This is a genomic window from Ruminococcus flavefaciens (assembly GCF_900116855.1).
Lineage (GTDB): Bacteria > Bacillota > Clostridia > Oscillospirales > Ruminococcaceae > Ruminococcus > Ruminococcus flavefaciens_R.
In genome coordinates, this window is sequence record NZ_UETD01000006.1 from 127,166 (window position 1) to 150,909 (window position 23,744).

At 49.0% G+C, this 23,744-nt stretch carries 20 protein-coding genes and 1 tRNA gene; 11 read left to right on the forward strand and 10 right to left on the reverse strand.

Features of this window, described 5'->3' with window-relative positions:
• The first annotated feature begins 391 nt into the window (after nt 1-391).
• Together DSZ37_RS07490 and DSZ37_RS07495 are read left to right on the forward strand one after the other, a co-directional pair.
• Entirely contained in the window at nt 392-1,129 is a 738-nt protein-coding gene (locus tag DSZ37_RS07490; protein WP_109726298.1) for a glycosyltransferase, read from the forward strand.
• A gap of 83 nt (nt 1,130-1,212) precedes the next feature.
• Nucleotides 1,213-1,285, forward strand: a tRNA-Ala gene (locus DSZ37_RS07495).
• Nucleotides 1,286-1,351: 66 nt separating this feature from the next.
• Here DSZ37_RS07495 and DSZ37_RS07500 read toward each other — a convergent pair.
• On the reverse strand, nt 1,352-3,523 hold the full coding sequence (locus DSZ37_RS07500) for a SulP family inorganic anion transporter (RefSeq protein WP_109726299.1): 2,172 nt from the start codon (nt 3,521-3,523) through the stop codon (nt 1,352-1,354).
• A 160-nt stretch (nt 3,524-3,683) separates the two neighbouring features.
• On the opposite strand from DSZ37_RS07500, the gene DSZ37_RS07505 reads away from it, so the two are divergent.
• On the forward strand, nt 3,684-4,478 hold the full coding sequence (locus DSZ37_RS07505) for an AraC family transcriptional regulator (RefSeq protein WP_109726300.1): 795 nt from the start codon (nt 3,684-3,686) through the stop codon (nt 4,476-4,478).
• Between the two features lie 343 nt (nt 4,479-4,821).
• Here the strand turns inward: DSZ37_RS07505 and DSZ37_RS07510 are convergent, their stop codons facing one another.
• From DSZ37_RS07510 to DSZ37_RS07520, 3 genes are all read right to left on the reverse strand, one after another.
• On the reverse strand, nt 4,822-6,381 hold the full coding sequence (locus tag DSZ37_RS07510) for a hypothetical protein (RefSeq protein ID WP_109726301.1): 1,560 nt from the start codon (nt 6,379-6,381) through the stop codon (nt 4,822-4,824).
• Nucleotides 6,382-6,446: 65 nt separating this feature from the next.
• A complete protein-coding gene (locus DSZ37_RS07515) occupies nt 6,447-7,220 on the reverse strand; it encodes an amidohydrolase family protein (protein WP_109726302.1) in 774 nt (257 codons plus the stop codon).
• 52 nt (nt 7,221-7,272) lie between these two features.
• Entirely contained in the window at nt 7,273-7,563 is a 291-nt protein-coding gene (locus DSZ37_RS07520) for a hypothetical protein (RefSeq protein WP_109726303.1), read from the reverse strand.
• A gap of 222 nt (nt 7,564-7,785) precedes the next feature.
• On the opposite strand from DSZ37_RS07520, the gene DSZ37_RS07525 reads away from it, so the two are divergent.
• Nucleotides 7,786-9,090: a GH25 family lysozyme gene (locus DSZ37_RS07525; RefSeq protein WP_109726304.1), complete on the forward strand. Its 1,305-nt coding sequence runs from the start codon at nt 7,786-7,788 to the stop codon at nt 9,088-9,090.
• Between the two features lie 50 nt (nt 9,091-9,140).
• The gene (locus DSZ37_RS07530; protein WP_109726305.1) at nt 9,141-9,422 is read left to right on the forward strand and encodes a hypothetical protein; all 282 of its coding nucleotides are present in this window, start codon (nt 9,141-9,143) and stop codon (nt 9,420-9,422) included.
• Nucleotides 9,423-9,593: 171 nt separating this feature from the next.
• Here DSZ37_RS07530 and guaA read toward each other — a convergent pair whose 3' ends face one another.
• A complete protein-coding gene (gene guaA, locus DSZ37_RS07535) occupies nt 9,594-11,147 on the reverse strand; it encodes a glutamine-hydrolyzing GMP synthase (RefSeq protein WP_109726306.1) in 1,554 nt (517 codons plus the stop codon).
• Nucleotides 11,148-11,474: 327 nt separating this feature from the next.
• Between guaA and DSZ37_RS07540 the strand changes: the two genes are divergently transcribed.
• The 3 genes from DSZ37_RS07540 to DSZ37_RS07550 all read left to right on the forward strand — a co-directional run bounded on the left by DSZ37_RS07540 (nt 11,475) and on the right by DSZ37_RS07550 (nt 14,682).
• A complete protein-coding gene (locus DSZ37_RS07540) occupies nt 11,475-12,077 on the forward strand; it encodes an HD domain-containing protein (protein ID WP_109726307.1) in 603 nt (200 codons plus the stop codon).
• A 19-nt stretch (nt 12,078-12,096) separates the two neighbouring features.
• Nucleotides 12,097-13,683 carry a DUF1653 domain-containing protein gene (locus DSZ37_RS07545; RefSeq protein WP_109726308.1) on the forward strand — a complete coding sequence of 529 codons (1,587 nt, stop codon included), beginning with the start codon at nt 12,097-12,099 and terminating at the stop codon, nt 13,681-13,683.
• A gap of 216 nt (nt 13,684-13,899) precedes the next feature.
• Entirely contained in the window at nt 13,900-14,682 is a 783-nt protein-coding gene (locus DSZ37_RS07550) for a ZIP family metal transporter (protein WP_109726309.1), read from the forward strand.
• A 6-nt stretch (nt 14,683-14,688) separates the two neighbouring features.
• Here DSZ37_RS07550 and DSZ37_RS07555 read toward each other — a convergent pair whose 3' ends face one another.
• The gene (locus DSZ37_RS07555; protein ID WP_109726310.1) at nt 14,689-15,144 is read right to left on the reverse strand and encodes a GNAT family N-acetyltransferase; all 456 of its coding nucleotides are present in this window, start codon (nt 15,142-15,144) and stop codon (nt 14,689-14,691) included.
• A gap of 193 nt (nt 15,145-15,337) precedes the next feature.
• On the opposite strand from DSZ37_RS07555, the gene DSZ37_RS07560 reads away from it, so the two are divergent.
• The 3 genes from DSZ37_RS07560 (at nt 15,338) to DSZ37_RS07580 (ending at nt 20,095) form a co-directional block, all read left to right on the forward strand.
• On the forward strand, nt 15,338-15,865 hold the full coding sequence (locus DSZ37_RS07560) for a nitroreductase (RefSeq protein ID WP_109726311.1): 528 nt from the start codon (nt 15,338-15,340) through the stop codon (nt 15,863-15,865).
• 583 nt (nt 15,866-16,448) lie between these two features.
• Nucleotides 16,449-19,121 (forward strand): cellulose 1,4-beta-cellobiosidase, encoded by a 2,673-nt coding sequence (locus DSZ37_RS07570; RefSeq protein ID WP_181380270.1) that lies wholly within the window; start codon nt 16,449-16,451, stop codon nt 19,119-19,121.
• 179 nt (nt 19,122-19,300) lie between these two features.
• Entirely contained in the window at nt 19,301-20,095 is a 795-nt protein-coding gene (locus DSZ37_RS07580) for a class I SAM-dependent methyltransferase (RefSeq protein ID WP_109726313.1), read from the forward strand.
• A 57-nt stretch (nt 20,096-20,152) separates the two neighbouring features.
• Here the strand turns inward: DSZ37_RS07580 and DSZ37_RS07585 are convergent, their stop codons facing one another.
• The 4 genes from DSZ37_RS07585 to DSZ37_RS07600 all read right to left on the reverse strand — a co-directional run bounded on the left by DSZ37_RS07585 (nt 20,153) and on the right by DSZ37_RS07600 (nt 23,739).
• Nucleotides 20,153-20,938 (reverse strand): class I SAM-dependent methyltransferase, encoded by a 786-nt coding sequence (locus tag DSZ37_RS07585; RefSeq protein WP_109726314.1) that lies wholly within the window; start codon nt 20,936-20,938, stop codon nt 20,153-20,155.
• An 82-nt stretch (nt 20,939-21,020) separates the two neighbouring features.
• Nucleotides 21,021-21,746: a MerR family transcriptional regulator gene (locus DSZ37_RS07590; RefSeq protein WP_109726315.1), complete on the reverse strand. Its 726-nt coding sequence runs from the start codon at nt 21,744-21,746 to the stop codon at nt 21,021-21,023.
• A gap of 132 nt (nt 21,747-21,878) precedes the next feature.
• Complete coding sequence (locus DSZ37_RS07595) at nt 21,879-22,652, reverse strand: PhzF family phenazine biosynthesis protein (protein ID WP_109726316.1); 774 nt, start codon at nt 22,650-22,652, stop codon at nt 21,879-21,881.
• Nucleotides 22,653-22,869: 217 nt separating this feature from the next.
• Entirely contained in the window at nt 22,870-23,739 is an 870-nt protein-coding gene (locus DSZ37_RS07600) for a leucine-rich repeat domain-containing protein (protein ID WP_109726317.1), read from the reverse strand.
• Between the last annotated feature and the right edge of the window lie 5 nt (nt 23,740-23,744).

The following is a 23,744-nucleotide window of genomic DNA, read 5'->3' on the forward strand; positions in this document are numbered from 1 at the left end:
AAACAGCCAAATATAACTGGTTTATAATTTCTTCACAAATAATACTCCCAGTTTTGTATTTGAGTTATTATAACATATAACAACACTTTTTTCAAGAATGATTATATATTTTTTCTTCTCATTTAAAAAATTTGTCAATTCCTACATTTTCAGGATTGTTCTTACGGTTCCTATTGTGTACAATTAGCAATTATAGCACAATAATATACATTTCGTCTATTTTGCATTTCTCTTCATTAGCATTAATCTCCATTTGATCGCCCTGCTCAGCAAAAAGATTTGTGTAAACAGTTGAAAAGTGATTATTTATATATTATAATAAATATATGCAGGATCGTTCCGCAGTTAATAATCAATATCGGCTGTGCCGGTAAAAAACGAGGTCAGATCAATGAATGATTACACTTTTACGATAGTGATCCCCACTCATAACGAAGAGAAATATATTGCAAAATGTATAAAGGCTGTACGCCGTGCTGAAAAAAATGTTCCGGATGATAATGTTCAGATACTTGTTGTCCTTAACAGATGTACCGACAGGACAGAAGAGATCGCCAGGAAATACGGAGCAGATGTTATATACAACAGTGACAAATGCCTGAGCAAGATAAGAAATGCCGGTGTAAAAGCTGCCAAAGGGCGTTTCATCGTTACCATTGACGCCGACAGTATGATGCCATACAATGCACTGTCAAAAATAAAGTCCATGCTTGAAAGCAACGAGTATATCGGTGGAGGAGCCCGTCCAAAGTTTGAACGTATGTCGCTGGGAATCCTTATTACAGAGATCTACATCGTATTAAAACTGCTCCCTATTATCAAAAAAAGCGGAGGTATCCTTTCTGCGACCATGTTCTGGTTCAGAAAAACGGATTTTGAACTCTTAGGTGGTTTTAATGAGGAGCTTGTCAGTGTTGAGGACGCAGATTTTGCAAAACGTCTGAAGGCTCTCGGAGATAGCAAAAATATGAAATACGGTGTCATAAAAAAACCCTCCGTCATCACTTCCAGCCGGAAATTTGACGAATTCGGAGATTGGTATCTCCTGAAGAACCGTGATCTTACAAAGGCGATTCTCACAGGATACAACAAAAAGGCAGCAGATAAGTTCTATTATGACGTACGCTAAAAATTGTGAACAAATTGTAAACATTCGTTGCTGATAATAGACTTACCACTTTTTCAGTGATATAATTAATGACGGAATAACGCGGGCCCGTAGCTCAGTTGGGAGAGCGCTGCGTTCGCAACGCAGAGGCCGAGGGTTCAAACCCCTTCGGGTCCATTACAGTAATAAAGCCTGAGAGTTTTATCGCTCTCAGGCTTTTTTTACGTTATATAACAAGTGTTGTCACTGCTTGCTTAGTTCGTCGATAAGGTCGGAGAATTCGGGATTGGTCTTTCGCAGATTGTCAAGGGCTTCACGCCTGTGTGCAAGCAGCTTCTCATACAGCTTTGAATCGTGCTTTTTCAGCTCCTTATCAAAGCGGCGGTCGTGCTCACGGAGCATTTTCAGTGCCTTGGGGTCTTTTCTGCCGATATTCCTTGCAAGCCGCAGCTTCCTCAGCTCTATGGCTTCCTCGATGTGTTCCTCGCTGATGTGGAGCTTCTCTGACAGCTCCTTCAGATGGGACTCCAGATGCACAAGGAGCTCCTCGCGGTCAAGGTCCCCCATTCCCTTCCAGTTCTCGTCGGCGTTGATTATCCCTGTGAGCTGCTCCTCGGCACTGCCGCTGCTGTTGATGTTTACGAGGAGCTTCTCCGCGTACTTCTCCATCTCCTCGTCCGCAGAGGCTCCGAATGCCCACTCAAACTCCAGACGCTCAAAGCTCCTCACGGGAAGCTTGTCGGCAGCTGTTTCCTTATCGTTTTCCGTTGCATAGGGAGCTGTGAAGCCTGCGTCAAGGAGCGCCGCAGGAATAGTCCGCCTGCAATGCCCTTTCTCAACCATTGAGCCCAGTCCGAGCTGACGGAAGCGGTCGTTGAGAGAGCCGATATGTGAAGCGAAATACAGCTTCACGTCCCTGTCCTCCAGCTGCTTTCTCAGCTCGGCTATCCTGTCGGCTGCGGTAATGTCTATGTTGCAGACAGCTCCCGAGTCCACCACAACTGCCTTTGTGTCGTCCTTAAATGCTGCCTCAATGTCGGATATGAACGTGCTGATATTGGCAAAGTAGAGATTTCCCGAAAATCTGTACAGCACCACTCCTTTCAAGGGATGAGCATATGTGTTGCGTTCAAGGCTGTGAAAGCCCTCATGCCCCTCGATAACTCCCAGAAATGAGCGCTTGGGATTGGCAACGTTGATGATAAGGCTGATGAACGAGAGTATGACTCCCGTCATTACTCCGTAGACCGTGCCGAAAACAAGAACTCCGAAAAAAGCCCCGAAGAAGATGAAAAGCTCCCTCTTGTCCTGTTTGAAAAGGCGCTTCATCAGGTGGAACTCCACCGCGCCCAGAAGTGCCGATACCACTATAGCTGTAAGTACGGGGACAGGCAAGTACTTGATAAAGCCCGTTCCGAAAAGCATTATAAGCATCATGGAAAAGGATGCCGCTATGGACATGAGCTGTGACTTTCCGCCGTACTGCTCACCCATTGCACTTCGCGATACAGAGCCGTTCACGGGGCAGCAGCCTGTCATTGACGCCGCTATGTTGCCAAGTCCGTACACCATTATCTCGCGGTCGTTTTTGAGCTTGTAGCCGTTCTTTGCAGCATAGCTGCTGGAGGCGAGAAGTGTCTCAGCCATTATTACTACGGCGACGGTGAGACTTGTGGTCAGCACCTGCGTAATGTCCAATCCGCTGAAGTGAGGGAGCCGCCACGCAGGCAGTCCGCGCTCCACATTTTCAAGAAGTGCAACTCCGTGAGTCTCCGCAAATCCGGTGTACCCCAGAACCGCTCCACCTATCATGACGAACACTGACATGGGCAGCTTCGGCATGAGCTTTTTCGAGATGAGCAGCACCACCAGCGCGGTTCCGCCCAGTATGGCTGATGTGACATTGAAGCTGTGAGCGCAGGTATCAGCGATGTGAGCAATGAGCTCTACTATCTCTCCTCTGCCGCTTGTGCCGCCAAGTATTTTGGGTATCTGCATGAAGATTATGGTGGTGGAAATGCCGCTTATAAAACCGCCCATGACAGGAGTGGAGATGTAGGATACCACCCTGCCCGCTTTGAACAGTGCCATGAGCAGCAGCCATACGCCCACGAAAAAGCTGATAACAGGGACAAGCTGTACCGCTTCGTCAGAGCCGTTCTCTATGCCGAGCGCTGCGAGAAAGGCTCCCACAAGGGCGGCAGGTGCCGCGTCCACTCCGAAAATGAACTGCTTGGAGGTGGAGAAAAGTCCGAAAATGAGTATCGGGAACACCGAGCCGTACAGACCGTAAACCGCAGGGAGTCCCGATACCTGCGCGTATCCCATAGAGATAGGGATCGACACAAGTGCTATGATGATGCCCGTGAATATATCTTTTGCCGCCGATTTGGCAGTAATGTCCTTTAGTTTCAATTTATCGCCTCCCGATAGAATAAGTATACCATATCCGTTTTTTAAATTCAACTATCGGATGATAAGGTATTTATATATCACTTTTGTGCTGAAAGTAATTGACACGCCCGTCTTCACTATGGTATAATATTCCCGTAATTTGTCAAAGGAGGGAAAGCTCATGAAAATGGTCGAAATAGGCTACAATCACAGACACGGCAGAAGTTTCTGCATAGACAGACCAAACGGCACAGAAAGCTGGCTCATGCTCATAGTAAAGACCCCCGCACATTTCAGGATAAATGGCAAGGATATCCGCACAGGCGCTCATTCGTTCATCATATTCCGTCCCGATACGCCTCAATATTACTATCCTGCCAGCACCGAATACTTCGACGACTGGATGCACTTCTTCCCCGATGAGAATGAACAGAAGATGATGGAGGAGCTGAATATCCCTCTCGACCGTCCCGTGGATATAACCGACATAACGGAAATGTCGGAAATGATACGCAGTATGTGCTTTGAACACTACTCAACAAACACATTTAAGGAAAAGGCTATCGACCTTTATTATCAGCTGCTTATGTACAAGACATCGGAAAAGCTCAGCAAAAAGCGTACCTTCACCGACCGTCCCGAGGGTATCTACTCCGAAAAGCTGCTGTGGATACGCCAGTCCATTTACCGCTGGCCCGGCAGAGACTACTCCATCGACGATATGGCTAAGGAGCTATCTCTCAGCCGCTCACGCTTCCAGCACCTCTATACCGAAACCTTCGGCGTCAGCGTCAACAAGGACGTTATCACCAGCCGTCTGAACAAGGCTGCGGAGCTGCTCAGGACTACCGACCTCTCCGTCAAGGACGTGGGTGTCAATGTGGGATACAGCAATACCTCCTATTTCGTAAAGCTTTTCGGAAGCTCCTACGGTCTCACGCCTTTACAGTTCAGACAGTCCGAGGATAAACGATAAAATCAAGCCCCTGAGCAAATATTACAGATAACCATATAGACATTTTGCCCCGAAGCACTTTAAAATGCTTCGGGGCATTGTATTTTATACGATTGCTAAGATAAATCATAATTTAGCTTTGCTAAATTATGATTTAAGCCGTTAGCCCATAGCCATTAGCCGTTAGCCTAATGTAGGGGACGGCGTTCCGCCGCCCGATAATAAAGCGGCGAAGCCGCTTCCTAATGGCTAAAAGCTAAAGGCTAAGGGCTTCGGAATTTAACACCGAAGGTGTTAAATTCCGATTTATGTGCATGACATTGCCGTATTGTCAATAGAAACACTTATATGCTCAGGGGCTGTTTTATTTTTCAAGTCCTGCAAACACCAATATCATAAGCACCACAAGCACTGCTATCAGAACTATGGCGAACTTGAAATGGAACTTTATGGCAAGTACCAGAAGTACTGCGGCAATGACCGCCATATATCCCAGAAAGCGTGCTTTAATAACCTGCTTTTTGCGCTTTCGCGACTCCCTCTCTGTCTCCTCCTCCGCATGGAGCCGTCGGAGCTTCTCCATCTCAGCCTGCTCCTCGCTGTCTATCTGCTCCTGCTCCCTGACAAAAATCGAGTCCCTGACTGCACTCACGAAGCGCTCGTAGAGAGTAGTCAGCCTGACACTGTCCTCCCCCTCTGCAAAGCGGAGTGCGCTGCGGAGAGAGCTTCCCAGCATATCGGAAAGCTGGGCGCGGTAGATATCGTCATCTGTAAAATCAAAGCCAAACCGCTCTATATAGTCATCGGCAAAGCTGCCCACCATCTCCTCAAGCATAAGGTCATCGGTGCTGCGGCAGCCGTTGTCCGCCAGAAATCTTGCAAAATGCGCCTGCCAGCAGTATGGGTCCGCGTCAAGTATAAGTCCGCTGTACTCCTCGGCGGCATCGAAATCCTCGTCCGCAAGGAATATCTTCATGCGGCGGATAAGCTTCTCGGGAGTCTTTTTCGCTATGCTCCTCGGACGGCTGCCGCTGCTGTCTCCGAGAGCGTTTATACTCCTTATGACCTCCGTCAGAAATCCCATCCGCGTAACGTCCTTGACAGGGTACTCCCTCAGCTCAGTGGGAAGGTCACGGGGGTCTGTATTCTTTATGCAGACATAGAGCAGCCTGCTCTCGCCCCGTTTTACGGCAGCTCCGCACCTGCTCCACTCGCTTCTGAATTTCGGTACGGCAAAATTCTCCGCCTTGCAGCCCACTGCAAGCAGCGCAGATGAGTTTCCTATGGCTGCATTCACATAGGGCTCATACTCACTCTCGGAGATGTCCGTCAGCGTTACGGGAGCGTAGAATACCTTCATGCCCTCCTCGGTGAGCTGGTGGCATATCTCCTCAGCAACTACACTGTCGGTGGTGGCTCGTCCGCTGTCATCGGTCAGGCGGCAGCAGATGAACACATCGTATTTCTCGCCTGTACCTACCCTCTCAACAGTCTCGCGGCGCAGCATTTCCAGTGCAGCCGCCTCTCTGCGATAGAAGGCTCCCTGCGACGGAGTTGCGGTAAGCAGGGCAGCATGATAGTTGGGGTCGGCAGTTATCTCTCCCGTCTCAGTCCTGCTGCAAACGGGTATCTTCATGCCCGAAATGGGGTCGTCCTCGTATTCAAGTCCGCAGCGGCACATGAGCACTCCCCAGAAGCCCTCGGACTCGTTGGGAATCTCCTCGGACAGCTTCGTGAAAAGCTTTTCCGCTCCCTCAAAATCCGTCTTGAGGCGAAGCTGACAGGCTCTGTTGTACATCTCCGCATGGTCGCCGAAATACCGCAGCGGATAGGTCTGCCGTGAGCCGCAGTGCTCACAGTCGCATACTCCCGTACCGTCATCGGGGGATATGATACCGCCGCACATCTTGCAGATGTAGTCCATATGCTTCGCCTCCTTTCATGCATTGATATTATAACACTTATTCACCAATAAAGCAACGTCCGCTTTCAACGTGGACGCCGTCCCTGCATTATGCCGTAGAGCCTTGCTGCATTCCCCCACATGAAAAGGCGCCGCTGGGTATCTGTCAGGTGAAGTCCCTCCGCAAAGCGGATATGGGCTCCCATGTCACAGCTTCCGTAGTCCGAGCCATACATTATCCTGTATGGCATACGCTCAATTGCTCCCTCGAGGCTTTCGGCTATGGCAGGGATATGCTCCTCACTGTCCGCCAGCGAGGATGTGTCAAACATGACGTTGCCGCAGTCCCCAAGCACCTCAAAGCACTTTTCAGTGTCGGGATAAAAACAATGGCAGTAAACAAACGTGTTCTGCGGACGGCTCTCAGCAAGCTCCTTCATCCGCTCGGGAGAAGCATAGTGAGAGTTGTCCCAGCCCGTGTGAAAAAGCACGGGCACACGGTACTCCGCTGCAAGGTCATACACGGGGAAAAGGCTGCTGTCGGTGCAGTAAAAGTCCTCATGACCTGTGTACACCTTCAGCCCTGCTATGTCCCTGCAGTCAAGAAGCTCCCTGCAAAGTCGGAGCTGCCCCTCAAAGCTGATAAGAGGGCTTATGCCAGCAACTACCCTTATATTATCGCTGCCGCGGAAAAGCTCCGCACACTCTGCGGCGGAGCCGATAACGCTTTCAAGCTCTGAATCAGCTATGACTACTCCGCTGCTGACGCCGTTTTTGTCAAGCTCCGCCATGAGCCTGTCCCTCTTTGCGTCAAGGTCGGGCTCCTGCCACGGAAGATGTATATGTGCATCTGTTACCATATGTTATTCCTTTCATTTATGCCGCAGAGGACTGCTGTTATCGGATTTGCACTTACAGATCCAGCTCATCATGGATAATTTCCATAAGCTCCAGCTCGGCATCCTCAGCCATCAGCGCTGTTTCATCGCTCCAGAAGCGGCTCCCTCCTGCAAGGCACTGAATAAGGTCAAGAAAAGCCACAAAATCCTCAGTGCTTACCTTTCCGTCACTTTTCCACCCTGAGATCACATCCTTCAGAGCTGACTTTATATCATCATAGTCCTTTAAATCAAATCTACTGTCCATACGAAGCTTTACCATAAAGCCATTGTCATCATTAATACGATCTGCAAGCCTGCTCATCGCCGCACTTCCTTTCCGCTGCTGTGTTTTTTCAAGATGTTCTCCAAGAGGCATCTTATTTCCACAAAGTAATTACTGCTATTATAGCAAACAGCTCATAAAAAGTCAAATCTGTACTCATTCTTTCCGCACATGATATAGTTTTTCTTTACATTCGGCTCATCTTATGATATAATTGATTATATCTTTACACGATAAATCACATCTGCCGAAAGGAACAACATGAGATCAAAATATATTATACCCGTTTTTGCTGCACTCTGCCTCCTCACAGGCTGCGGCGGCAAAAAAGTCAGCAATACTGTAAGCGTTTCCGTTGAGGTGAATACCACCTCAGCTGTTACGACCTCAGTCGGCACTTCTGCTGCCGCTGTGACTTCTAAACCTGTGACAACTACCACCACTGCTGCCGCAAAGCCCGAACCTCCCAAGGATCTGGTGCTCAAGGGCAAGGAATCCGTTGAGGTCTATGAGGAAATAAAGCTCAAGGACTTCATTACCGAAAAAAACGTGGACCTCAAGGACGGAGATGTCCTGCTCAACACCTCGGATACCGGCGTTTATGAGGTGGAGATACCTTATATCTACGGAGGAAACGAGTTCACGCAGAAGCTTCAGTACAGCGTCATTGATACTACCGCTCCCATCGTGCTCAATGCAGGATGGACTCCCAATCATAAGGTGGGGACTCCATTCGACCTCAACAACTACGTCGGCTTTGCGGATAACTTCGATAAGGCTCCCACTCTCACATACGAGGGAGATGTCGACCCCAACGCTGTGGGCGATTATCCACTGACCGCCACCGCCACGGACAGCTCCGGCAATTCCGTTTCATGGGACCTGACTATATCTGTGGTGGATCAGGTGCCTGCTCCCGTTGACAATAACCCGAGAGTGGATTACAGCGACTTCATCGCAAGATACGATCAGGAGGGTGTCCGCTTCGGTATCGATGTATCTGCATGGCAGACCAATGTAGACTACAACGCGGTCCGCGACGCAGGGTGCAGCTTCGTCATTATCCGTATCGGCTATTACTACAGCCAGATCACCATGGACGACTACTTCCGCCAGAATATCGAGAACGCTACCGCCGCAGGTCTCGATGTGGGCGTTTACTTCTATACCACCGATAACTCCGAGGAGGGCGTCCGCGAACACGCCCGCTGGATAGCCGATAACCTGAACGGTCAGCAGCTGGACTTCCCCGTCGCCTTCGACTGGGAGGAGTTCGGAAACTTCCAGAAATACGGCATGAGCATCAAGGACCTCAATGACATATATGCTGCCTTCGCTGACGAAATGGAAAAGTGCGGCTACTCCGCTATGCTCTACAGCAGTAAGAACTTCCTCAATAACTTCTGGAGCGAACGCACAAAGGCTTCTCACCCCGTCTGGCTGGCTCACTTCGTCGACGAGACCGACTACGAGGGAGACTACGCTATCTGGCAGGCAAGCGCCTACGGTCATATCCCCGGTATTGTTGGAGATGTGGATATGGATATTCTTTATGGACTATCCTAAACAAATATGTTATAATGCAGATAAACCATTATTCTCAGGAGTGTGATACCATGATTAAACCTTTTGAGCAAATGTATACCGCCAAGCATAATGAAGAACTTAGGAAACAGATTTTGGAACACTTGGAAATGCCAGACGACAGTAAAATTGTCGGAAACTGTTCAACTTTATTTTTTGACAGCTATCATAAGGTTGTTGTAGAGATTCCTATTCAAGATGAAACCGGTGTTTTCAATGCTTTGCTAACGCCGCTTGTCGCAAGCTACGAAACATTAAGAGGGCATTTGAATAATGATTTGGATTCAAGTAAAAGAATCAAGCATTTAGTATAATCAGAGTATTTTGCCAAACAGAACATAATTAAGGAATGAACCACCATGAGCATGATAGGAGATAAGATACACCACATTCGTTATCTCAATGGAAATATAGCTTTACAATAACTAAAAAAAGAGCTGACCGCCTGGTCAGCTCTTTCACTTTTATTAATCAATGTGCAGGAATTATTCCCACTCCACGGTTCCCGGAGGCTTGGAGGTTATATCATACACTACTCTGTTAACGTGCTCTACCTCGTTGCAGAGACGGTTGGATACCCTCGCAAGCACATCATAGGGGATACGCGCCCAGTCAGCTGTCATGAAGTCATCGGTGGTAACTGCGCGTATAGCGATAAGGTGGTCGTATGTACGGTGGTCGCCCATTACGCCTACTGTACGCACGTCGGGAAGAACTGCAAAGAACTGCTTGAGCTCCGACTCTATGCCGCTCTTGCGTATCTCGTCACGGAATACTGCGTCTGCTTCCTGAAGTATCTTTATCTTCTCCTCGGTTATCTCGCCGATGATACGAACTCCGAGACCCGGTCCCGGGAATGGCTGTCTCCACACAAGATCATGGGGGATTCCAAGCTTCTCGCCGACCTGTCTTACCTCGTCCTTGAACAGGTCACCCAGAGGCTCGATGGTCCCTGCGAACTTGATGTCCTCGGGCATCTTTACCATGTTGTGGTGGGTCTTGATGACGGCTGTACTGCCGTGACCTGCCTGATTTCCTCTGCCCGATTCGATTCGGTCGGGGTAGATGGTTCCCTGTGCGAAGAATCCGTCTGTTCCCTGCTCTCTTATCTTGTCCCAGAATACGTTATAGAACTCTGTGCCGATTATCTTACGCTTCTGCTCGGGGTCGCTGACGCCCTTGAGCGCCTTGAGGAATTGCTCCTTGCAGTTTACACGGACAAAGTTCATATCAAAAAGTTTTGTAAAGGTCTCCTCGACGAAGTCTCCCTCGTCCTTGCGCATGAGTCCCTGATCCACGAATACGCAGGTAAGCTGCTTGCCAACTGCACGGCTGAGAAGTCCTGCTGCGACTGAGGAGTCTACTCCGCCTGAAAGTCCCAGTATTACCTTCTTGTCGCCTATCTGCTCGCGGAGCTTCGCAACTGTGTTCTCGATGAAATCATCCATTACCCAGTCGCCTGTGCAGCCGCACACGTTATATAAGAAATTATGGAGTATCTGCTTACCGTATTCGCTGTGTGTCACCTCGGGGTGGAACTGCACTGCATAGAGCTTTCTCTCGGGTGCTTCAAATGCGGCACAGGGACAGTCCGCAGACTTTGCCGTTACACTGAAGCCCTCGGGAAGCTGACTTACGAAATCGGTGTGGCTCATCCATACTACGCTCTTTTCGGGAACGCCCTCAAATATAAGGCTTCCGCTGTTCTGAGAGATCTCGATCTTTCCGTATTCGCTTTTCTCACAGCTCTCTACCTTGCCGCCGAGAGTGTACGCCATGAGCTGACATCCGTAGCAGATACCGAGGATCGGTACGCCGATACTGAATATCTCCTCCGAGATATGGGGCGAGCTTGGATCGTAAACACTGTTGGGACCGCCTGTGAAAATGATAGCGGTCGGGTTCATCGCCTTGATCTCGCTTATTGGCGTGTCAAATCTCTTGATCTCGCAGTATACGCCGCACTCTCTGACTCTTCTTGCGATGAGCTGATTGTACTGACCTCCGAAATCGAGGACTATACAAAGCTGGTTAGACATAAGTCCCTCCTTAACTTCCGCTTTTCGGCTGCGGACGCCGTATTTATGAAGCTGTCAGCCTTTAGCACTTAGCCCTTGGCAGCGGCTTCGCCGCTCAGACATACGGATAATACAATCCTTACGATGCCAATGGCTGACGGCTAAAGGATCATGTTTTAATTATGCCATATTTCAGAAGAAATTTCAAGTGCCTGCACCCACTTTTTTTCTGCCGCAAAAGTTGTACTGCCAATTATAGTTAAAATCCATAAAAAAATCATATACACCTATTGAATTTAATAACAATTTGTGGTATAATAATTATATTGTATTTTAAGGAGTACCATTATGACTGCAAAAGAAGAATTCATATCTATCTACAAGGAAAACATCAAACGCGAAGGTGCAGACAAGCTTCTTGAATTTCTCGAGAGAAGCGATTTCTTCACCGCTCCCAGCAGCACAAGATTTCACGGCTCTTATGAGGGAGGGCTCGTTCAGCACAGCCTGAATGTTTACCACTGCCTGAAGGACTACCTTTCACGTCCCCGCACCAAAGAGCTCTACGGTATGGACTATTCTGAGGAGACTATCGCCCTCGTTGCCCTTCTCCATGACATCTGCAAGGTGAATTTCTACACCGTCGAGATGCGCAACAAGAAGAACGATGAAACAGGTCAGTGGGAAAAAGTCCCCTTCTACGCCATCAATGATACGCTGCCTTACGGACATGGGGAGAAGTCCGTATACATACTCTCGGGTTATTTCTACGGTGAGAACCGTCTTACCCGTGAGGAAGCATTCGCAATACGCTACCACATGGGCTTTTCATACGGTGGTACCGAGGAAAGAGGTACCATCGGAAAGGCGCTGGAAATGTATCCGCTCGCGCTGGCACTGAACGTGGCTGATATGGAGGCGTCATATTTCCTTGAAGGCTCAAACAAATAAAAATAAGGAGTGTGTTATTATGAATTGGTACGATAACGCGATAATCTATCACATCTATCCGCTGGGATTCTGCGGAGCGCCAAAATTCAATGACGGAAGCGAGGATGTTACCTACCGTCTTGACAAGGTCCTCGACTGGATACCTCACCTCAAGGAGATGAACGTTGACGCTGTTTACTTCGGACCCGTTTTTGAGTCCGTAGAGCATGGCTACGACACCATCGACTACAAGAAGATAGACCGCAGACTCGGTGACAATAACTCGTTCCGCTTCATTTGTGACAGACTTCACGAAAACGGCATACGCATTATCCTTGACGGAGTTTTCAACCACGTCGGCAGAAAATTCCCTCAGTTCGTTGATATACAGGAAAAGGGTCAGGGCTCTGAGTACTGCGACTGGTTCCAGAACCTCAACTTCGGCGGTCCAAGCCCCTGCGGCGACCCCTTCTGGTACGAGGGCTGGAACGGCCACTACAATCTGGTCAAGCTCAATCTCCGCAATCCCGGTGTGTGTGACCACCTCATCGACGCCGTGAATTACTGGATAGAGTCCTTCGACATAGACGGTATCCGCTTCGACGCCGCCGACTGCATCGACTTCGATTTCTTCAAGCGCATAAGAAGCTTCTGCAAGGGCAAGAAGCCCGATTTCTGGCTCATGGGCGAGATAATCCACGGAGACTACAACCGCTGGGCCAACCCCGAGATGCTTGACAGCGTCACCAACTATGAGTGCTACAAGGGACTGTGGTCCTCACACAACGACAAGAACTATTTCGAGATAGACTACTCCATCAACAGGCAGTCAGGCGCTAACGGCGGCATATACCGCAATATCAACCTGTATAACTTCGTGGACAACCACGATGTCAACCGTCTGGCAAGTACTCTCCACAACCATGCACATCTGCCTCTGGTATACACTCTCATGTACACCATGCCCGGTATCCCATCTATCTACTACGGAAGCGAATACGGCATCGAGGGCAGAAAGGAAAACAACTCCGATGATAATCTCCGCCCCTGCCTCCACCTTCAGGATATGGAGCGCGAGAATGTTTCGCTCTATAAGCATATCGTAAAGCTTGGTCGGATATACCGCGCTTACCCTGCCCTCAGAACAGGCAGCTATGAGCGCATAATGATAACCAATCAGCAGCTTCTTTTCAAGAAGGTGCAGGGCGAGCAGACCGTTTATGTTGCCCTTAACCTTGCAGACTATGACTTTGACCTTAACTTCGGCACCCATATGTCAAGACTGGTGGACGTTTTCACAGCTTCTCCCCTTCAGGTGGAGAACGGCAATGCCTATGTACGCATGAGACCCTATTCGGCTATGATAATCGTCGCTGACGATATCGTCAACATCGAGCCCGAGGACAAGGTGCCCGTTGAGGACAAGGATACCGAGATAGTTGTTGGGGCGAAGTACCGCCACTTCAAGGGCAACGAATACGAGGTCATCGCAGTTGCAAGACACAGCGAGACCATGGAGGAGCTGGTGGTGTACAAGTCACTCAAGGACGGCGAGGTCTGGGCAAGACCCAAGGCAATGTTCGTGGGTAAATCAGGTGAGGTAAGACGCTTCACAAAGCTGGACTGATATAGTATCAAAGCCATAGTGTTCCGATAAAATGTCGGGATACTATGGCTTTTCTGATATCTCTGTGCAGATGGCAATCACTTACAGAGGCTGTCGCGAATAATATAATAACAGGGCGCGGTGACTGTTACATCAGTGCACTGCGCCCTTGATATTTTAACTGTGTTATGTTATAATGTAAATAGTTAGCGATTGCTAACTATGAAAGGAGTAATTATGCTTGAAATTGTAAAAGGACTTTCCATACCGTTTCTTGGCACGTCCCTTGGCGCTGCCTGCGTCTTTGCAATGAAGAACAACTTCAGCATTACCATACAGCGCATACTTACAGGCTTTGCCGCAGGTGTCATGACCGCCGCAAGCGTCTGGAGCCTTCTCATACCTGCCATAGAGCAGTCCGAGGAAAACATGGGACGTCTGGCATTCATACCTGCTGCAGCGGGCTTTCTCGCAGGAATAGCTTTCCTGCTGCTGCTCGACAGACTCATCCCACATCTTCACATGAACAGCGACAAGGCGGAAGGCATAAAGGCAAAGCTGTCAAAGAATACCATGCTGCTCCTTGCCGTGACCCTCCACAATATCCCAGAGGGTATGGCTGTGGGAGTTGTCTATGCAGGACTTTTCTACGGTAATTCCAACATTTCCGCCGCCGAGGCCTTCGCCCTTGCACTTGGTATCGCCATTCAGAACTTCCCCGAGGGCGCTATAATCTCTATGCCCCTCCGCGCTGGCGGCATGAGCAAGCCAAAGGCTTTCCTCATGGGAGTTCTATCGGGAGCTGCCGAGCCTGTGGGAGCTATTCTCACCATTCTCGCCGCAGGTCTTGTCATACCTGCTATGCCTTATCTCCTCAGCTTCGCCGCAGGTGCCATGATATACGTCGTTGTGGAGGAGCTTATCCCCGAAATGTCCGAGGGAGAGCACTCCAACGTGGGTACTATCTCATTCGCAGGAGGCTTCACCGCCATGATGATACTGGACGTGGCTCTGGGCTGAGAGCGCTCACAGCTTCTTTTCCATCTCATCATAGCAGAGGTAGTCTCCGCCGCTGCACTCTATACTGTTGTAGTCCTTGAAAATATAGCCCTTTTTCATGTAGATGGGCTTTGCAGGCAGTGACGCGGAAAGAACTATATTGTCATACCTCTCGGCAATGCGCTCCTCAGCAAAGGCAAGGAGCTTTCCGCCGTATCCCCTGCCCTGATATTCCGGCAGCACGAAAAGCCTGTTCAGCTCATTCTCCGCAGCAGTTACCGTTCCCGCTGGAACTCCGCCGTCGTAAAGTATATACACGCTGCCTGCGCTTATGTCCTTCATGATGTTTTCGGGACTGTGGTGGGCAATAAAGAACTCCACCGCTCCCTTGGGATAATAGTGAGGATAGACCGCTCTTATAGTCTCATGCACTATTCGTTTTACCGTTTCCAGATCTGTTCTTTCTGCTCGTCTTATTACCATATCCTCATCTCCTTTACTGCTGATTATAGCATATAATCTTAGATAATACAATATCAGTTAATATTTATTAGTGTAGGGAACGCCGCCCTCGGCGTTCCGATTCGCTTCTTGCGTAAGTATAATATCCGCTCATACTTGAAAAAAACTGCTCTCGGTGCTATAATAATATTACATTTTTTAAGGAGGTCTTGACATGAACGATCTTACAAATATCATCAAGGAAAGAAGAAGCATACGCAAATTCACCTCGCAGCTCCCTGACAAGTCTCTCATCGATCAGGTCATCGAGGCAGGTATTTATGCAGCTTCGGGCAGAGGCAAGCAGGCTCCCGTAGTCATTGCTGTCACCAACAAGGAGCTCCGCCACCGTATAATGGAGGAGAACTGTGCTATCGGCGGCTGGGACAAGGGCTTCGACCCATTCTACGGCGCTCCCGTTATCCTTCTGGTAATTGCTCCCGAGGAGATACCCACCTCTGTTTACGACGGAAGTCTCACCCTCGGCAACATGATGCTGAAGGCTCACGAGCTGGGACTGGGTACCTGCTGGATACACCGCGCCAAAGAGGAAATGGAAGGCGCTCTCGGTGATGAGATACTGAACAAGGCAGGTCTCAGCGGTAAGTATATAGGCATTGGCCACCTCGCTCTCGGTTATCCCGACGGCGAAGCTGCTCCTATACCGCCCAGAAAGGATAACAGAGTCATCTACATCGACTGATAGGCAGACACAGAAACTACAAGCCCTGAAGCATAAGGGCGGTACTAATATAGAAGATTTACAGTTTATTATTGAGGAGGACCCTTTTGAAAAAGGGTCTCTCCTCAAACTCCTCCCCTAAAACTTTCAGCATTTAATTTAGCCCAGACAGGGCGCTCCCAGTATTATACTGGTTTTCACATCTTGTGTGCAGCGCCCTGTCTGGGCTAAATTCAGTTATAAAGTCTTTGGAAAAGGGGTTCGGGGTGACTCCCCGCAGTGCGGGGAGATGTCACGCAGTGACAGAGGGGCGCGCCTCCGTCAGAGGAGAACCTTTCCTCAGAAAGGTTTTTCCCCGATAATTTGCTATAACATTCTATATGAGTGTAGCCCTTATGTTTCGGGGCTTTGTTTATGTATCGGATAGTGCACTTGACAATGCGTTTTCAGCACATTATTGTACATATCGTCCACTATTATGTACAAAAAGAAAGAAAAATGATACAATAAATCATTGCTAAATCATGAATAAAATAGTATAATATAATAGACATGGAGCTGATTTGTTCCGAAACGATGAAAAAAACACACAGGGGGAATTAAAATGAACCTAAAATTCAAACGTATCGTGGCTGCTGCTGCCTCTCTGGCGATAGCTGCGACCTCTAACCTCAGCGCAGCTTCGCTTCTGACTGCCGATGCAGCCTACGGAGTGGGCGGAAACGGCGCTGCCATTATGGAGTACCTTGACCGCGGCATCTACGCTATCAAGTCGGGCAACGGTATGTTCGTAAGCTGGCGCTTCAACGCAAACGACGACGATAATGCCGAGTTCCAGCTGTTCCGCGACGATCAGCTCATCTACACAAGCAAGGCAGGCGATCCCACCAACTACTGGGACGCAAGCGGCAATGCAAACTCAAATTACAGAGTTGATACCCTTGTGAACGGCACTGTGGTAAGCTCTGACGGCTGTCATTTCAGCTCCGGCTCCAATTACTTCGATATACCACTTGATGTTCCCAAGGGCGGAACTATCAACGGCGAGGCTTACAGCTACTCCCCCAATGACTGCTGCGTGGGAGATGTTGACGGCGACGGTCAGTATGAGATCTTCCTTAAATGGGACCCCTCAAACTCAAAGGATAACTCTCAGGGAGGCTACACAGGAAATGTCTACATTGACTGCTATACCCTGACGGGCAAGAAGCTCTGGCGAATAGATCTGGGCAGGAATATCCGTGCAGGTCAGCACTATACACAGATGGCTGTTGCGGACTTCGACTGTGACGGCAAGGCTGAGTTCATAACCAAGACCTGCGACGGAACTGTTGACGGCACAGGCAAGGTAATCGGCAATGGAAGCGCAAACTATGTTGACAGCAACGGTACTGTCCTGACAGGTCCGGAGTATATGACATTATTCGACGGTGCTACCGGAGCTGCTCTTGATACCATCGACTCCCCTGTGCCGAGAGGCGTTGCTACCGGCAACAACGCCAAGAGCACTTGGGGCGACAACTACGGTAACCGCTGCGAGCGATATAACTGCGCTATCGCTTATCTTGACGGAGTTCACCCCTCTGTTATCTACGGCAGAGGCTACTATACAAGACTTACCCTTTCAGCTGTTGACGTTAAGGACAAGAAGCTGGTGAAGAAGTGGGTATTCGACACAGGATTTGACAAGTCCAATCCTGCTTATGGCTGCGGAAACCATAACGTAATGGTCGCAGACTTCGACAATGACGGCAAGCAGGAGGTCTGCATGGGCGCCTGCGCTATCGACGATGACGGAAAACTCCTCTGGTCCACAAAGAAGATGCACGGCGACGCTATGCACGTCGGAGACCTTGACCCCAATCATGAGGGTCAGGAGGTATTTATCTGCCACGAGGACGGCAACTACGGTATCTCCCTTGTTGACGGCAGAAACGGTCAGATAATCTGGCACTACGACGGCGACAAGGACACAGGACGCTGCTGCGCCGACAATATCGTATCAGGTAACAGCGGTGCCGAGTTCTGGGGCTCAAGACCTGCTAATGCAGTATTCGACGTTACGGGCAAGCAGATAGGCAACAAATGGCCTTCTTCAAACTTCCTTATCTACTGGGACGGCGACCTTGAGCGCGAGCTGCTTGATAACATCACCATTACAGACGGTGCGGCTATAAACAATTATCCTGCAATTTTTACAGCTTCAGGCTGTGCTTCCAACAACAGCACAAAGGCAGTTCCCTGTCTTACCGCAGATATCTTCGGCGACTGGCGCGAGGAGCTTGTGCTCAGGACTGAGGACAATTCCAAGCTCCGCATATTCTGCACGAACACCGAGACAAAGTACAGATTGACAACTCTCATGCATGATATGCAGTACCGTATGCAGGCAGGCTGTGAGCAGAGCTCATACAATCAGCCTCCTCACCCCAGCTTCTACCTCGGCACAGAGGCTCAGCTGCCCGCAAGACCCGACGTAAAGATGAACAATACTCCTCCCGAGCCCGTTAACGGCAAGCTGGTAAATAACCTTCTTGTGAAGGACTATAACAACTCCCTCGCATGGAAGCTCATGGAGTCAAACAGCATAAACGGTCCTATCTACGGCGACAGAGACTTTACATACACAGAGCTGGCTTCCGAGCTTCAGGGCAGCGAATATATCATGACTGCCTGCAACTCCAAGAACACCGACGGCGACCTTGCCGAGTTCACAGCTGCGGACAAGGCTGAGGTATATGTCCTCGTTGATACAAGAGAGGAAGAGGCAAATCTGGTTCCCTCATGGCTTTCGGGATACACAAGGACGGCGCTCACCGCTAAGTCCAGCAACGGCGTTGACTTCGTGGCTTACAAGAAGACCTTCGAGGCAGGCGAAAAGGTTCTCCTCGGCACTAACGGAATGACAGGCAATGTTATAAACTACACAGTTTTCGTAAAGGAACCCACAGTGGTAACTACAACGACTACCACAACTACCACAACAACGACAACTACCACCACGACTACAACTACCACGACTGCTACCACAACCACAACAGCTCCTCCCGTAAGCAATGTGGTATGGGGCGACTCAAACTGTGACGGTACAGTTGAGCTGGCAGATGCTATACTTATCATGCAGGTACTTGCAAATCCCAATAAATACACCATTACCGATCAGGGCAGAGCAAATGCAGACGTTGACAGATCCACAGTGGGTCTTACAGCGAATGACGCTTTCTACATTCAGGAGTATCTTCTCCACCTGAGAGATTCCCTTGATCCCAATGCATAATATTCAAGGCTGTACGGAGCTCCGTACAGCCTTTTTCATGCACTTTTTTGCACCTGATATGTAATACTGCTCCTGCTGTACCCTAAGCACTTATCACTAATAACTGATATTTTTTTATGACTTGCAATTGAAAGTATTATATGCTATACTGTAATATATTTTACATCAGGAGGGATACCATGAACATCATAAACAAGGATATCGACGGCGGAAAAGCCTTCGATTGGGGAAAGACTTCGGAAAGCTACGCTAAATACAGAGATATTTACCCTCAGGAGTTCTACAGCTGCCTGACAGAACGAGGACTCTGCATAAAGGGTCAGCACGTCCTTGACCTCGGTACGGGTACGGGTGTTATACCGCGGAATATGTACCGCTTCGGAGCTAAGTGGACGGGCTGTGATATCTCCGAGAACCAGATAGAACAGGCTAAGCTCCTCGCAGAAAAAGAGGGCATGGATATAGACTTCTTCGCAGCTCCTGCCGAGGAGATATCCTTCCCGTCAGGCACCTTTGACGTTATAACTGCCTGTCAGTGCTTCTGGTACTTCGACCACAAGACCGTGGCGCCCATACTGGCTGATCTGCTCGGCGCCGACGGCAGGCTCTGCGTCATGCAGATGGCATGGCTGCCCTTTGATGATCCTATCGCGGGCAAAAGTGAAGAGCTTGTGCTGAAATACAATCCCACATGGACGGGCGGCGGCTGGACAAGGCAGCCGGTACACATAGATGAAGCCGTGCTGGAGCACTTCACCATCGAGGAGCAGATAGGCTTCGATGTGAGTATCCCCTTTACCCGTGAGAGCTGGAACGGCAGAATGAAAGCCTGCCGCGGTGTTCAGGCTTCTCTCTCCGAGGAGGAGACTGTCCGCTGGGAAAAGGAGCATATGCAGTTCCTTAGTGAAACAGCTCCCGAGAAGTTCGATATACTCCACTATGCAGCCATAGCTGTACTGAAAAAGAAAGCATGATCCCACGATTGAAACACAAAGCCCCGAGGCGTTTTTCTCAACGCTTCGGGGCTGTTTTTATCGTTCAAATCTGTAAACCGCCAGTCTGTCCATAACTTTATTGAACAGCTTGCTTCCTATCTTGCCGATGAGAGAATACTTCTTTATCTCCTCAAAGAAGTTTATCTCCTTGACAAAGCTGAGACCGCTGCACAGTGACTCCGCTTCCCTGCCGCTCTCAATTCCCCAGCCGAATGAAGCCTTGGTATTCTTTACTGTATCGTGGTGGCTGCTGTTCTTTACCGCAAAGGGGTGCATTATCTCAGCCAGTATGTAGCCGTTTCCGAAATAGCTGCATATATGTTCAAAAAGAGAGCTGACCTGCTCCTCACTGAAATACATGAGGAGTCCCTCGGCGATGATGATAGTAACGCCCTCATTGGGTATGCCCTCTGTCCATTCTGTGCCTGTCAGGTCCCCTGCTTTCATGAACTCGCGTTCACGTTCGGAAAAGACCTTCTTTCTCAGCTCAATGGAGTCTGGAAGGTCAATATTGTACCACCTTACTCTGCCGTTGTCAACTCTGGAAAAACGGTCGTCAAAGCCGCATCCGATATTGACACACACGGCATCGGGGTACTTTTCCAGAAGCTTCTTCACCTCATTGTCGAAAAGTATGGTCCTTGCGACTACTCCCTCATGGGACATATATTTGTCGTACTTCTTGGTATCTATACCGAGTCCGTCGATGATCTCAACGGCTTTTGCATCGTATATCCTGTGATCGCTTCTCTTGCTCTCATCTGCCTTTATTGCAAGGGGGATAAGTGCGGTTTCCTGAACGTCTCCGAGTTTAAGTTCCATATCAAGTTCTCCTTCAGCAAAATAAAAAGGTGCATTGAGCACCTTTTTATTATATCACAGAAGATCATACAAATCATATTTGTTAGCCTAAGCAAACCTCTATTGCGGCTGCCGTAAACTCCGCTGTACCCTTTCCGCCTGCCCTGTCGATGTTCTCCGTAAACTCTCCGCCTGCCGCGTACATCTTTCCAAGTCCTCGGAGTATCTCATCGGTGCAGGTGTACATATTCTCGGTTATGAAGCTTTGCAGCTTTCTCACCTGTGCCTGCGCCTCGGGACTGTCGGGACTGCCGCCTTTCAGCTCGCCGAACTCCGCAAACAACGTCATAAATCGCTCTGTGAGCTGATCGTTCTCCGCGGCTGTGCGCTTGCTGTCCTTTTCCTCAAACTCCTTGTATTCGGGGGTATCTCCCCATTCTGCCTTTGCCCTCTGTGCGTATTCATCAAGCTTTGATCTGTCAAATGCAGTAAAATCCACTGCTCTCACTCCTAACATTTTTATTCCCCGAGCGAAGTCGATAAGCTTCTGAAGGTGCTGCTTTTTCAGCTCAAGCAGTTCTATCTGCTGATCAAGAGCCTTTCTGCGGTCAAATTCTTTCCGCCCCATGATACCAATTATATCTTTAAGCGGAAACTCAAGCTCACGAAAAAGCAGTATCTGCTGCAATCTCTCCAGTGCCGTATCGTCATACAGCCTGTAACCGCCCTCGGTGTGATCCGAGGGACTCAGCAGCCCGATCTTGTCATAGTATCTGAGAGTGCGTATACTCACTCCCGTAAGCTCACTGACCTGTTTTACCGTCATCATCTCAATGACCTCCTCTCGTGTGATCTCAGTATAGACCATGACGTAACGTCAGAGTCAATAGTCCCCCGAGAACTTTGTAGGAACTCACAAAAAGCGTCTGTATGTATTATTGAAAATGCATACAATTCATTGTCACAGCATTATATCCGAAACCGCAAACAGTACGGCTTTGCCCGATATCTTTACCCTGTCTCCGCAGACCGTACAGTAAAGCTCCCCTGAGCGCTTTGACGCCTGAAATGCAGTGAGGCTCTCCTTGCCAAGTCTCCTGCTCCAGTAGGGCGCTATCATGCAGTGAGTGGAGCCTGTGACGGGATCCTCTGCTATGCCGTATCTCGGCGCGAACACTCTCGATACGCAGTCGTATCCGCTTCCCTTTGCGGTAACTGCCACGCAGGCAGCGTCCAGCTGTGAGAGCAGAGCCATATCGGGCTGAAGCCCCCTGACCTCGTCCTCGTCCCTCAGCACAAAGAGCAGGTCGCGGTCACGGTAAGCTGCAAGGGGGATAGTTCCCAGAGACTCTATCATAAGGTCGGTTATCTCTGTGTGTTCAAGTCGGTAGGCAGGAAAGTCCATCTCGATCAGCCCGTCCCTTTGTAACACGGAGAACTCTCCGCACTGCCCCCAAAAGTCAAGCCTTTCAGCGGTCTTTTCATAAAAGCTGAAAAGCACATAGGCTGCCGCAAGTGTGGCATGACCGCAGAAGTCTATCTCGCTTTTCGGAGTGAACCAGCGTATGTGATAGCGCTCTCCCTCTTTGACTGCAAAGGCAGTCTCGGACAGATTGTTCTCAGCGGCTATGCTCTGCATAAGACTGTCCGCAGGAAAGCTGTCCAGCACACATATGGCAGCGGGATTTCCTGCAAATACTCTATCTGTGAAAGCGTCAACTATATATTGCTTCATGACATGATCTCCTTTTTGGTTATAGCTAAGTATATCATATCCCGAAACCCTGTGTCAAATAAAAAGCACTCCCAAATGGGAGCGCCTCTACATCGAAATCGTGGCAAAGAATTACCGAGCCTGTGATCTCAGGCTCGGTAACTCACGTTTTTTCGTTAAGGAAAGCTCACTGTAATGAGTGCGCTTTGCGATCTATACAATGTCTGTTTTGCTGCGATCAGTCTCTTACTCCGTTATGGAAGTCGAGAGCCATTCTTACTTCGTCCTCAAGGAGCTGTACATAATTCTGTCCGAATGTAGGATTATAGGGTCCCATTATATAACGGCTCGGACCGTTCCACGCATAGAGACGGTGTCCGTATACGAACTGAAGATTGTGTGCGCCCTTGAAGCCGCGGTTTGCAAGTCCCGATCTTACAGAGTAGTCGCTGATCTCAACGTTCTCGAGAAGATCGCAGTTCTCAAATACCGACATACCAAGTTCCCACTTATCCTTGAAATGGATCTCTGTGAGGTTGTGGCAGTTGAGGAATGCGTATGACTCGATGTACTTTACATCGTCATGCAGATAGGGGTCAGAAAAACTTGTGATGGCTGTGTTTGCAAATGCACGGCTCTTGATCCTGTCAAGATTGGGAGGGCAGGAAACATATGTGAGGTTTGTGCAGTTCTCGAATGCACTTGTACCGATGACATTTACACCTGAATTTACATAAACCTGTAAAAGATTTGTGCAGTTCATGAATGCCTGACTGGGTACTTCTTTTATATCATACGAGAAGAAGAATACCTTCATTGTGTGATTGTTCTTGAATGCGCCGGACGCAACAGTAGTTACTCTATAGCCATTGATCTTCGCAGGCAGATGAACGTACTCTTCGGTTCCGTTGTACTTTGTGACCCTGCAAGTATCAGAGCCGGTTACCTGATATGTCCAGTCGCCTGAAATTGCTGCATCTGCGGTAATTGCGTTTGTGGGAATGATCTTGCTGAATACGTTTGACTCAGCAGCTGCTGTTGCTGCTGTAAGCATAGTAAGTGCCATTAAAGATGAAATGATCTTCTTAGATCTGATGCTAAATCTCATTATTA

Coding starts and splice junctions, on each gene's coding strand:
- DSZ37_RS07590 (WP_109726315.1), bottom strand. CDS start 21,746: ATGATGACGGTAAAACAGGTCAGTGAGCTTACGGGAGTGAGTATACGC.
- DSZ37_RS07540 (WP_109726307.1), top strand. CDS start 11,475: ATGACTGCAAAAGAAGAATTCATATCTATCTACAAGGAAAACATCAAA.
- DSZ37_RS07560 (WP_109726311.1), top strand. CDS start 15,338: ATGAACGATCTTACAAATATCATCAAGGAAAGAAGAAGCATACGCAAA.
- DSZ37_RS07570 (WP_181380270.1), top strand. CDS start 16,449: ATGAACCTAAAATTCAAACGTATCGTGGCTGCTGCTGCCTCTCTGGCG.
- DSZ37_RS07550 (WP_109726309.1), top strand. CDS start 13,900: ATGCTTGAAATTGTAAAAGGACTTTCCATACCGTTTCTTGGCACGTCC.
- DSZ37_RS07545 (WP_109726308.1), top strand. CDS start 12,097: ATGAATTGGTACGATAACGCGATAATCTATCACATCTATCCGCTGGGA.
- DSZ37_RS07585 (WP_109726314.1), bottom strand. CDS start 20,938: ATGGAACTTAAACTCGGAGACGTTCAGGAAACCGCACTTATCCCCCTT.
- guaA (WP_109726306.1), bottom strand. CDS start 11,147: ATGTCTAACCAGCTTTGTATAGTCCTCGATTTCGGAGGTCAGTACAAT.
- DSZ37_RS07530 (WP_109726305.1), top strand. CDS start 9,141: ATGATTAAACCTTTTGAGCAAATGTATACCGCCAAGCATAATGAAGAA.
- DSZ37_RS07595 (WP_109726316.1), bottom strand. CDS start 22,652: ATGAAGCAATATATAGTTGACGCTTTCACAGATAGAGTATTTGCAGGA.
- DSZ37_RS07555 (WP_109726310.1), bottom strand. CDS start 15,144: ATGGTAATAAGACGAGCAGAAAGAACAGATCTGGAAACGGTAAAACGA.
- DSZ37_RS07515 (WP_109726302.1), bottom strand. CDS start 7,220: ATGGTAACAGATGCACATATACATCTTCCGTGGCAGGAGCCCGACCTT.
- DSZ37_RS07580 (WP_109726313.1), top strand. CDS start 19,301: ATGAACATCATAAACAAGGATATCGACGGCGGAAAAGCCTTCGATTGG.
- DSZ37_RS07490 (WP_109726298.1), top strand. CDS start 392: ATGAATGATTACACTTTTACGATAGTGATCCCCACTCATAACGAAGAG.
- DSZ37_RS07525 (WP_109726304.1), top strand. CDS start 7,786: ATGAGATCAAAATATATTATACCCGTTTTTGCTGCACTCTGCCTCCTC.
- DSZ37_RS07505 (WP_109726300.1), top strand. CDS start 3,684: ATGAAAATGGTCGAAATAGGCTACAATCACAGACACGGCAGAAGTTTC.
- DSZ37_RS07600 (WP_109726317.1), bottom strand. CDS start 23,739: ATGAGATTTAGCATCAGATCTAAGAAGATCATTTCATCTTTAATGGCA.
- DSZ37_RS07520 (WP_109726303.1), bottom strand. CDS start 7,563: ATGAGCAGGCTTGCAGATCGTATTAATGATGACAATGGCTTTATGGTA.
- DSZ37_RS07510 (WP_109726301.1), bottom strand. CDS start 6,381: ATGGACTACATCTGCAAGATGTGCGGCGGTATCATATCCCCCGATGAC.